Source organism: Pseudomonas sp. LB3P14, from assembly GCF_054898045.1.
This window is the reverse complement of sequence record NZ_CM142714.1, coordinates 5,539,522-5,550,216: the sequence shown is the minus strand read 5'-3', so window position 1 is coordinate 5,550,216 and position 10,695 is coordinate 5,539,522. Positions and strand designations below refer to the sequence as shown.

The following is a 10,695-nucleotide window of genomic DNA, read 5'->3' as shown; positions in this document are numbered from 1 at the left end:
CCACAAGGGATCTACGTCGTTAAAAAAACCGACTTACAACTTGATCCAGGTCGCCTTCAGCTCGGTGTACTTGTCGAACGCGTGCAGCGACTTGTCGCGACCGTTGCCGGACTGCTTGAAGCCACCGAACGGGGCCGTCATGTCACCGCCGTCGTACTGGTTGACCCACACGCTACCGGCGCGCAGCGCCTTGGCGGTCAGGTGAGCCTTGGAAATATCCTTGGTCCACACCGCTGCGGCCAGGCCGTATGGCGTGTCGTTGGCAATCGCGATGGCTTCTTCGGCGGTATCGAAAGCGATCACCGACAGCACTGGGCCGAAGATTTCTTCCTGAGCGATTTTCATCGCGTTGCTGACGCCGTCGAAAATCGTCGGTTCAACATAGGTGCCACCGGTTTCCTGAAGAATGCGCTTGCCGCCCGCCACCAGTTTGGCGCCGTCGGTGTGACCGGACTCGATATAGGACAGCACGGTGTTCATCTGCTGGGTATCCACCAGCGCGCCGACGTTGGTCGCCGGGTCCAGCGGGTTGCCCGGTTTCCAGGTTTTGAGGGCCTCGATCACCAGCGGCAGGAATGTATCCTTGATCGAACGCTCCACCAGCAGGCGCGAGCCGGCGGTGCAGACTTCGCCCTGGTTGAAGGCGATGGCGCCAGCAGCCGATTCAGCGGCAGCTTGCAGGTCCGGAGCATCGGCGAACACGATGTTCGGGCTCTTGCCACCGGCTTCGAGCCAGACGCGTTTCATGTTCGACTCGCCGGAGTAGATCAGCAATTGCTTGGCGATCTTGGTCGAACCGGTGAACACCAGGGTATCCACGTCGTTGTGCAAGGCCAGGGCCTTGCCGACGGTGTGACCGTAACCTGGCAGGACGTTCAGCACGCCCTTCGGGATACCGGCTTCAACGGCCAGGGCAGCGATGCGGATGGCGGTCAGTGGGGATTTTTCGGACGGTTTGAGGATCACCGAGTTACCGGTGGACAGCGCCGGACCGAGTTTCCAGCAGGCCATCATCAGCGGGAAGTTCCACGGCACGATGGCGCCGACAACGCCGACGGGTTCACGAGTCACCAAACCCAGTTGGTCATGGGGAGTCGCGGCCACTTCGTCGTAGATCTTGTCGATGGCTTCACCGCTCCAGCTCAGGGCTTGCGCCGCGCCTGGAACGTCGATGTACAGGGAATCGCTGATGGGCTTGCCCATGTCCAGGGTTTCAAGCAGGGCCAGCTCTTCGGCGTGCTGTTTCAGCAGGCCGGCGAAACGAATCATGGTGGCTTTGCGTTTGGTCGGCGCCAAGCGCGACCAGACGCCGGAATTGAAGGTGGCGCGGGCGTTTTCAACAGCGCGCTGGGCATCGGCGGCGTCACAGCTGGCAATCTTGCCCAGCAGACGGCCATCGACCGGGCTGATGCACTCGAAGGTCTCGGCGGAGACAGCATCGGTGTATTCGCCATTGATGTAGGCGCGGCCTTCGATCTTCAGATCGCGAGCCCGTTGTTCCCAATCGGCACGAGTCAGGGTGGTCATACGAGTGTCCTCCTCTTGTTGAATACGAGCGCGCCGCGTTCTTCGCGGGCGTCCTCAGGAATTCTGCCCGGCCAGCCTGCTTTTTTCGGCCCAAGGCAACCGTCACCCTAAACCAGTGGCCGGGGTTGTTTCAATATATTTGACATAAGGTCGGCAAACGGCCTTGCAGTGTTCATTTTAATAAACATAGACTTTGGACCTTCCAGCAGCTTTCCAGCCACTCGCGCCGCAATCACGGGGGATTACAAGAATGAGCATCCAGGACATCGTCGACTTCAACCAGGCCACCACCCTGCCAGATCGCTATCGACCAGACCCGGCGAAAGTCCTCAAGGGCGACCCCGAACAAGCAGTGTACAACCACTACAACAGCCCTTGCGGCCAGATGAGTGCCGGGGTCTGGGAAGGCGCCGTCGGCCAGTGGCATGTAAATTACACCGAGCATGAATATTGCGAGATTGTTCAGGGCGTTTCAGTGCTGCGCGACAACGACGGCAATGGCAAGACCCTGCGCGTAGGCGATCGCTTCGTGATCCCGGCCGGGTTCAGAGGCACTTGGGAAGTGCTGGAGGCGTGCCGCAAGATCTACGTGGTGTTTGAACAGAAGGCCTGAGGACTTGTGTTAGCTGGGCCGGCCTCTTCGCGGGCAAGCCTCGCTCCTACAGTGAATCGCGTCCGTCCCGTAGGAGCGAGGCTTGCCCGCGAAGGCTGCCTGACAGACAACACAAAACAGTCAGGCAACAAAAAAGGCCCGTATCTCGCGATACGGGCCTTTTTCGTAAGAGGGAAAAATCAATTACTTGATTTTGCCTTCTTTGTAGATCACGTGCTTGCGAACAACCGGATCAAATTTCTTGATCTCGATTTTGTCCGGAGTAGTGCGCTTGTTCTTGTCGGTAGTGTAGAAGTGACCAGTACCGGCGCTCGAAATCAAACGAATCAATTCACGCATGATTAGCTCCCTTAGATCTTGCCAGCTTTGCGGATTTCGGCCAGCACGACAGTGATGCCACGCTTGTCGATGATACGCATGCCTTTGGCAGATACGCGCAGACGCACGAAACGTTTCTCTTCTTCAACCCAGAAGCGGTGATGCTGCAGGTTCGGCAGGAAACGACGACGGGTTTTGTTGTTTGCGTGGGAAATGTTATTCCCAGTCACCGGACCCTTACCGGTAACTTGACATACTCTCGACATGCCTCAGCCCTCTAAAACCACATGCCCAACCCGGCATGGGTTGGCCGCTTAATCTCTCAGTCATTTGGCGCCAGGCGCCGCGTTTCTTTAGAGGTCTTACCGGCTACACCTACAGTGAAGGAACCGGGCCCCTAGAAAAGAGCGCTGCTTTATACCAGAAAGACTGGAGAGCAACAACATTCCGTGTGCACGGACTTGATAAAAACCCCGTTTTTCGGGCTGCGAGCGCCTTGGATAAAGGCTGTCATGGATAGAGACCGCTCGTCGCAGAGAATCGGCCAACCGACCGACTCCGGGTTTTCCTCGGCCCGCTTCACCGAAAACAAGCGCACATAGTCCCCTTAAAATGAAAAAGGGGATAGTCATTTGCAAAAGAGCCCACTAGGGTAAGCCTTTTCCAGACTGCACTTGCAGATGGGCCTTCGATCTGTAAAGGAATCCGACCATGCGCCTCGCTGCCCTACCGCTGTTGCTCGCCCCTCTTCTGCTGAGCCCATTGGCCCATGCCGCCGCGCTGAGCGTCTGCACCGAGGCAAGCCCGGAAGGGTTCGACGTGGTGCAATACAACTCGCTGACCACCACCAATGCCTCGGCCGACGCGCTGATGAACCGTCTGGTGGACTTCGATACCGCCAGTGGCAAAGTGGTCGCCAGCCTCGCGGACAGCTGGGAAATCACGCCAGATGGCCTGACCTACGCCTTCAAATTGCATCCGCAGGTGAAGTTCCACCGCACCGAGTACTTCAGCCCGACACGCGACCTGACCGCCGAAGACGTGAAGTTCAGCTTCGACCGCATGCTCGACCCGGCAAACCCATGGCACAAAGTCGCCCAGAGCGGCTTCCCGCACGCCCAGTCGATGCAGTTGCCCGCACTGATCAAGAAGATCGACGCCCTGGACCCGCTGACCGTGCGCTTCACCCTCGATCACCCGGACTCGACCTTCCTCGCGACCCTGAGCATGGGCTTCGCCTCGATTTACTCGGCCGAGTACGCCGACAAACTGATGAAGGCCGGCACCCCGGAGAAGCTCAACAGCCAGCCGATCGGCAGCGGTCCGTTCATCTTCACGCGCTTCCAGAAAGATGCCTCGATTCGCTACAAGGCCAACCCGGATTACTTCCGCGGCAAGCCGTCGGTGGACCCGTTGATCTTCGCCATCACGCCGGATGCCAACGTGCGTTTGCAGAAGTTGCGCCGCAACGAGTGCCAGATCGCCCTGTCACCCAAGCCTCTGGACGTACAGGCAGCGCTGAAAGAACCGACCCTGAAAGTCGAAAAGACTGACGCCTTCATGACCGCGTTCGTCGGCATCAACAGCCAACATCCGCCGTTGGACAAGCCTGAAGTGCGTCAGGCGATCAACCTCGCGTTCGACAAGGCCAACTACGTCAAAGCCGTGTTCGAAGACACCGCCGAGCCCGCGAACGGCCCGTACCCGCCCAACACCTGGAGCTACGCCAAAGGCTTGCCGGGCTACCCGCATGACGTCGAAAAGGCTCGGGCATTGATGGCCAAGGCCGGGCTCAAGGACGGTTTCCAGACCACCATCTGGACCCGACCTTCCGGCAGCCTGCTCAACCCGAACCCGAGCCTCAGCGCTCAAATGCTCCAATCCGACCTCGCGGAGATCGGTATTCAGGCCGAGATTCGGGTAATCGAATGGGGCGAACTGATTCGCCGCGCCAAGGCCGGTGAACATGACCTGCTGTTCATGGGCTGGGCCGGCGACAACGGTGACCCGGACAACTTCCTCACGCCACAGTTTTCCTGCGCCGCGGTCAAGTCCGGCACCAACTTCGCCCGCTACTGCAACCAGGATCTGGATAAGCTGATCAGCGCCGGCAAGACCACCGGCGAGCAAGGTGTGCGTACCAAGCTCTACGAACAGGCCCAGGCGCAGATCCAGCAGCAGGCACTGTGGCTGCCGCTGGCCCACCCGACCGCCTTCGCGCTGACGCGCAAAGACGTCGAGGGTTACTCGGTCAGCCCGTTTGGCCGCCAGGATTACTCCAAGGTAATCCTCAAGCCATAAGCCCCACAGGAGTTTTGCATTCGCCCTCCCTACATCCACCCATACTCGGCCATGGACAGCGGATCGCCGTCACCGATGATGAAATGGTCGAGTACCCGCACATCGATCAGCTCCAGCGCCTCTTGCAGGCGCTTGGTCAGCGTGCGGTCGGCTTGACTGGGGTTGGTGTTGCCCGACGGATGGTTGTGGCAGAGGATCAACGCTGCAGCGTTGTGGGCAAGGGCACGCTTGACCACCTGCCTTGGATGGACACTCGTGCTGTCGATAGAGCCGCGAAACAACGCTTCAAAGGCCAGCACTTGATGCTTGGAATCCAAAAACAGACACCCGAACACCTCGTGAGGCTCGTGGCGCAGCATCGACTTCAGGTAATCACGAACTGCCTGCGGATTTTCCAGTGCCGATTTTTGGCGCGCACGTTCGGCTAAATGCCGTCTGCCCATTTCCTGTGCCGCTTGCAACTGAGCGAATTTCGCTGGTCCGAGCCCCAATTGCCTGCTGAATGCTTCCTGATCGGCCTCGAGCAGTGCGCGCAGGCTGCCAAACTGATTCAACAGGTGTCGCGCCAGATCTACCGCACTTTTACCCGACACGCCGGTTCGTAAAAAAATAGCCAGCAGTTCGGCGTCCGAAAGACTCCCAGAGCCCAACTCAAGTAACCTCTCCCGCGGTCGCTCGGCCGCCGGCCAATCACGAATACTCATAGCACCTCCCTGTGTGTGGGCGCCGCTGTTCCGTAGCGGTCGCTGTGATATCGTAGCCCATCTTTTTTGCGGGCGAGTTCATCCCTGGGGAGGGGGTATCGCCATGCAGTCATCAACGAAATGAAAGGCAGACCTATGCAGCGGCTGTATCGGAAACGCATCGTTCTGGGCGTCGGCGGCGGTATCGCTGCCTACAAAAGCGCCGATCTGGTTCGCCGACTGATCGACCAGGGCGCGGAAGTGCGCGTGGTCATGACCCGTGGCGGCAGCGAGTTCATCACCCCGTTGACCATGCAGGCCTTGTCCGGGCACCCGGTCCACCTCGACCTGCTGGACCCGGCGGCTGAAGCTGCGATGGGCCACATCGAGCTGGCCAAGTGGGCCGATATGGTGCTGATCGCCCCCGCCACCGCGGACCTGATCGCCCGTCTGGCCCAAGGCATTGCCAATGACCTGCTGACCACCCTGGTGCTGGCCACCGACGCTGTGGTCGCCGTTGCCCCGGCGATGAACCAGGCCATGTGGCGCGATCCCGCGACCCAGGCCAACCTGCAAATCCTCGAAAGCCGCAGCCTGAAAGTCTTCGGCCCGGCCTCCGGCAGCCAGGCCTGTGGCGACGTCGGCATGGGCCGCATGCTCGAAGCCACCGACCTCGCGCAGTGCGCTGCGGACTGCTTCCAGCGTCACGCGCTGACCGGCAAACACGTGCTGATCACCGCCGGGCCGACTCAGGAAAACATCGACCCGGTGCGCTACATCACCAACCACAGCTCCGGGAAAATGGGCTTTGCCCTGGCCGAAGCTGCGGTGGAAGCCGGTGCCCGCGTGACGCTGATCACCGGCCCGGTGCATCTGCCAACGCCAGATCGCGTCACCCGCATCGACGTGGTCAGCGCTCGCGACATGCTCGCCGCGTGTGAAGCCGCGATCCCTTGCGACCTTTTCATCGCTTCTGCGGCAGTCGCGGACTACCGCCCGGAAGTCGTCGCCCCACAGAAACTCAAGAAAGACCCTACGAACGGCGACGGCTTGTTGCTACAGATGGTGCGCAACCCGGACATTCTGGCCACCATCGCCACGCGCCCTGACCGTCCGTTCAGTGTCGGTTTCGCCGCTGAAACCGAACACCTGCTCGACTACGCTGCACGCAAGCTGAAAGACAAGAACCTCGATTTGATCGTCGCCAACGACGTCGCCAACCCGAGCATTGGCTTCAACAGCGAAGAAAACGCCTGCAGCGTGATCGACCGCCAGCTACACGCCACACTTTTCGCCCAGACCAGCAAGAGCAAGATTGCCCGCCAGCTGATCACTTTTATCGCCGAACGTCTGAACCAGGTTTAATTTACATGCACACTTTGCAAGCCAAGATCCTCGACCCCCGCATCGGTACCGACTTCCCGCTGCCGCAGTACGCCACACCAGGCTCCGCCGGCCTCGACCTGCGCGCCATGCTGGAAAAAGATACCGTCATCAAGCCGGGCGAAACCCTGCTGATTCCAACCGGCCTGTCGGTGTACATCGGCGATCCGGGCCTGGCGGCGCTGATTCTGCCGCGCTCCGGCCTGGGTCATAAGCACGGCATCGTGCTGGGCAACCTGGTCGGCCTGATCGACTCCGATTACCAGGGCCCGTTGATGGTGTCGTGCTGGAACCGTGGCCAGACCGACTTCAACATGGTGGTGGGCGAGCGTTTGGCCCAGCTGGTTTTGGTGCCGGTCGTTCAAGCACACTTCGAGATGGTCGAAGAGTTCGTTGAAACCGAGCGCGGCGCTGGTGGTTTCGGGCATTCCGGCAGCCATTAATCACCGGGTCTCAGGCTGGGCCCCCTGCCCGGCCTGACACCAGGGTTTTGCATGTCAGGATGAAAATTGCACAGGCCTCATCTGGAAGGTTTACCGCCAAAAATCAAGGCATTGGCCAGCCAATCGCTCGCTAATATTAGGGTCATGGCCTTTGCACACCACGAACTCTCAGTGGAAAACACCGTCATACCCTTCAGTTTGAGCCTGTCGACGAGTTCTTCGCAGCAGGTCCAGCCACCCTTCGAGATGGAGCATTTCCAGTAATGAGCAGCCCAGCCCAAGTCGCACCCAAGTTCCCCGACAGCATCTTCCGCGCCTACGACATTCGCGGCACCGTCCCGGAATTCTTGAACGCTGAAACCGCTTATTGGCTAGGTCGCGCCATCGGCTCCCAGAGCCTGGCCCAGGACGAACCGAACGTTTCCGTTGGCCGTGACGGTCGCCTGTCCGGCCCGGAATTGGTCGAGCAACTGATCAAAGGCCTCGCCGACAGCGGTTGCCACGTCAGCGACGTCGGCCTGGTGCCAACGCCGGCGCTGTACTACGCCGCCAACGTGCTGGCTGGCAAATCCGGCGTGATGCTCACCGGCAGCCACAACCCGTCGAACTACAACGGCTTCAAGATCGTCATCGCTGGTGACACCCTGGCCAACGAACAGATCCAGGCCCTGCACGAACGCCTCAAGACCAACAACCTGAGCAGTGGCAAGGGCAGCATCACTCAGGTCGAAATCCTCGACCGCTACAACACCGAAATCGTCCAGGACATCAAGCTCGCCCGCCGCCTGAAGGTGGTGGTCGATTGCGGTAACGGCGCCGCCGGCGTGATCGCCCCGCAACTGATCGAAGCCCTGAACTGCGAAGTCATCCCGCTGTTCTGCGACGTCGACGGCAACTTCCCGAACCACCACCCGGATCCGGGCAAGCCTGAAAACCTCGTCGACCTGATCGCCAAGGTCAAGGAAACCAACGCTGACCTGGGCCTGGCCTTCGACGGCGATGGCGACCGCGTCGGCGTAGTGACCAACACCGGCAGCATCGTCTTCCCGGACCGCCTGCTGATGCTGTTCGCCCGTGACGTGCTGGCGCGCAACGCTGACGCGGAAATCATCTTCGACGTCAAATGCACCCGTCGCCTGACGCCGCTGATCAAGGAATACGGCGGCCGTCCGCTCATGTGGAAGACCGGTCACTCGTTGATCAAAAAGAAAATGAAACAAACCGGCGCCCTGCTGGCTGGCGAAATGAGCGGGCACATCTTCTTCAAGGAACGCTGGTTCGGTTTCGACGACGGCATTTACAGCGCCGCGCGTCTGCTGGAGATCCTCAGCAAAGAAAAATCCACCGCGGAAGAGCTGTTTGCGACCTTCCCGAACGATATTTCTACGCCGGAAATCAATATCCATGTGACCGAAGAGAGCAAATTCAGCATCATTGATGCACTGCACGACGCGAAATGGGGCGAAGGCGCTGACCTGACCACCATTGACGGCGTGCGAGTCGACTACGCCAAAGGCTGGGGCCTGGTTCGCGCGTCCAACACCACACCGGTGCTGGTGCTGCGCTTCGAGGCCGATGACGAGGCGGAATTGCAGCGCATCAAGGACGTTTTCCACGCCCAACTGAAGCGTGTTGCACCTGATCTCCAACTACCGTTTTGACCTTCTGAAGCGCCCTTATTTGAAGTGCCGGAGCCCTGAATGACCCTCGAACGCGAAGCCGCCGCCAACACCGCCAAGGTCCTGTCCGAAGCGCTGCCTTACATTCGCCGCTATGTCGGCAAGACGCTGGTGATCAAATACGGCGGCAACGCGATGGAAAGCGAGGAACTGAAAACCGGCTTCGCTCGCGACATCGTGCTGATGAAAGCTGTCGGCATTAACCCGGTGGTGGTTCACGGCGGCGGCCCGCAAATCGGCGACCTGCTCAAGCGTCTGTCGATCGAGAGCCACTTCATCGATGGCATGCGCGTGACTGACGCGCAAACCATGGACGTGGTGGAAATGGTCCTCGGCGGCCAGGTGAACAAGGACATCGTCAACCTGATCAACCGTCACGGCGGCAGCGCCATCGGCCTGACCGGTAAAGACGCCGAGCTGATTCGTGCGAAGAAGCTCACCGTGACCCGCCAGACGCCGGAGATGACCCAACCGGAAATCATCGATATCGGCCAAGTGGGCGAAGTAGTCGGCATCAACACCGACCTGCTGAACCTGCTGGTCAAAGGCGATTTCATTCCGGTGATCGCGCCGATCGGTGTCGGTGCCAACGGCGAGTCGTACAACATCAACGCCGACCTGGTGGCCGGTAAAGTCGCCGAGGCGCTGAAAGCTGAAAAGCTGATGTTGCTGACCAACATCGCCGGCCTGATGGACAAGTCGGGCACGGTCCTGACCGGCCTGACCACCCAACAGGTCGACGACTTGATCGCTGACGGCACCATCTACGGCGGCATGCTGCCGAAGATCCGTTGCGCGCTGGAAGCGGTGCAAGGCGGCGTGGGCAGCTCGCTGATCATCGATGGCCGGGTTCCGAATGCCATTCTGCTTGAGATCTTCACCGATACCGGTGTGGGCACCTTGATCAGCAATCGCAAGCGTCCCTAAGCGATAACACATACAAAAAGACCCCGCTCAGCCTGGCTGAGCGGGGTCTTTTTTTGTCCGCGATCCCTGTAGGAGCGAGGCTTGCCCGCGAAAACGACCTGACAGTCCCATCATTGCTGAATGTGACGACGCCTTCGCGGGCAAGCCTCGCTCCTACACAGGTCGGCGTTAGACGCCGAATTGGGCGCGGTAGGCTTCAACCGCCGGCAGGTGTTGCTTGAGTTGCGGATCGTCAGCCAGGAATTCGAGCACCTGATTCAGCGAAACAATGCTGATCACTGGAATGCCAAAGTCACGCTCCACTTCCTGGATCGCCGACAACTCGCCGTTGCCACGCTCCTGACGGTTCAGGGCGATGAGCACGCCCGCAGCCTTGGCACCGTCCTGGGAAGCAATGATCTGCATCACCTCACGGATTGCAGTACCTGCGGTGATGACGTCGTCGATGATCAGCACGTCGCCGGTCAACGGTGCGCCGACCAGGCTGCCGCCTTCGCCGTGAGCCTTGGCTTCCTTGCGGTTGAAGCACCATGGCAGATCACGGCCATGATGTTCGGCCAGGGCGACTGCAGTGGTCGCCGCCAAAGGGATGCCTTTGTAGGCTGGACCGAAGAGTACGTCGAACGAAATACCGCTCTCGACGATGGCTGCCGCGTAGAAACGACCCAACTGCGCAAGGGCCGATCCCGAGTTGAAAAGGCCGGCATTAAAGAAGTAAGGACTGGTGCGCCCGGACTTCAGGGTGAACTCGCCGAAGCGCAAAACGCCGCGATCGATGGCAAAACGAATAAAATCGCGCTGATACGCTTGCATGAAAAAAA

Annotated in this window: 10 protein-coding genes and 1 pseudogene; 6 read left to right on the top strand and 5 right to left on the bottom strand. The window is 59.8% G+C overall.

What is annotated here, in order from left to right:
* Positions 1–33: 33 nt before the first annotated feature.
* The gene (locus tag ACYZT5_RS25335) at positions 34–1,527 is read right to left on the bottom strand and encodes an aldehyde dehydrogenase (RefSeq protein WP_462047891.1); all 1,494 of its coding nucleotides are present in this window, start codon (positions 1,525–1,527) and stop codon (positions 34–36) included.
* A 250-nt stretch (positions 1,528–1,777) separates the two neighbouring features.
* On the opposite strand from ACYZT5_RS25335, the gene ACYZT5_RS25330 reads away from it, so the two are divergent.
* Positions 1,778–2,140, top strand: coding sequence for a cupin domain-containing protein (locus ACYZT5_RS25330; RefSeq protein WP_462047890.1), 363 nt, complete (start codon positions 1,778–1,780; stop codon positions 2,138–2,140).
* Between the two features lie 183 nt (positions 2,141–2,323).
* Here ACYZT5_RS25330 and rpmG read toward each other — a convergent pair whose 3' ends face one another.
* Together rpmG and rpmB are read right to left on the bottom strand one after the other, a co-directional pair.
* Positions 2,324–2,479 (bottom strand): 50S ribosomal protein L33, encoded by a 156-nt coding sequence (gene rpmG, locus ACYZT5_RS25325; RefSeq protein WP_007894709.1) that lies wholly within the window; start codon positions 2,477–2,479, stop codon positions 2,324–2,326.
* Between the two features lie 11 nt (positions 2,480–2,490).
* Positions 2,491–2,724, bottom strand: a complete 234-nt coding sequence (gene rpmB, locus ACYZT5_RS25320; protein ID WP_007894701.1) for a 50S ribosomal protein L28 — start codon at positions 2,722–2,724, stop codon at positions 2,491–2,493.
* Between the two features lie 445 nt (positions 2,725–3,169).
* On the opposite strand from rpmB, the gene ACYZT5_RS25315 reads away from it, so the two are divergent.
* Positions 3,170–4,759 (top strand): ABC transporter substrate-binding protein, encoded by a 1,590-nt coding sequence (locus tag ACYZT5_RS25315; RefSeq protein ID WP_462047889.1) that lies wholly within the window; start codon positions 3,170–3,172, stop codon positions 4,757–4,759.
* A 29-nt stretch (positions 4,760–4,788) separates the two neighbouring features.
* Here ACYZT5_RS25315 and radC read toward each other — a convergent pair whose 3' ends face one another.
* Positions 4,789–5,463 carry a RadC family protein gene (gene radC, locus ACYZT5_RS25310; RefSeq protein WP_462047888.1) on the bottom strand — a complete coding sequence of 225 codons (675 nt, stop codon included), beginning with the start codon at positions 5,461–5,463 and terminating at the stop codon, positions 4,789–4,791.
* A 135-nt stretch (positions 5,464–5,598) separates the two neighbouring features.
* Here radC and coaBC point away from each other — a divergent pair, with 135 nt between their 5' ends.
* From coaBC to argB, 4 genes and pseudogenes are all read left to right on the top strand, one after another.
* Positions 5,599–6,807: a bifunctional phosphopantothenoylcysteine decarboxylase/phosphopantothenate--cysteine ligase CoaBC gene (coaBC, locus tag ACYZT5_RS25305; RefSeq protein WP_462052307.1), complete on the top strand. Its 1,209-nt coding sequence runs from the start codon at positions 5,599–5,601 to the stop codon at positions 6,805–6,807.
* 5 nt (positions 6,808–6,812) lie between these two features.
* Entirely contained in the window at positions 6,813–7,268 is a 456-nt protein-coding gene (dut, locus tag ACYZT5_RS25300) for a dUTP diphosphatase (RefSeq protein WP_462003265.1), read from the top strand.
* 257 nt (positions 7,269–7,525) lie between these two features.
* Positions 7,526–8,929 (top strand): annotated as a pseudogene (locus ACYZT5_RS25295) (phosphomannomutase/phosphoglucomutase); the annotation flags it as partial.
* A 39-nt stretch (positions 8,930–8,968) separates the two neighbouring features.
* Positions 8,969–9,874, top strand: coding sequence for an acetylglutamate kinase (argB, locus tag ACYZT5_RS25290; protein ID WP_109626724.1), 906 nt, complete (start codon positions 8,969–8,971; stop codon positions 9,872–9,874).
* A gap of 168 nt (positions 9,875–10,042) precedes the next feature.
* On the opposite strand, the gene pyrE is transcribed toward argB, so the two are convergent.
* Positions 10,043–10,687, bottom strand: a complete 645-nt coding sequence (gene pyrE, locus ACYZT5_RS25285; protein ID WP_007894680.1) for an orotate phosphoribosyltransferase — start codon at positions 10,685–10,687, stop codon at positions 10,043–10,045.
* Between the last annotated feature and the right edge of the window lie 8 nt (positions 10,688–10,695).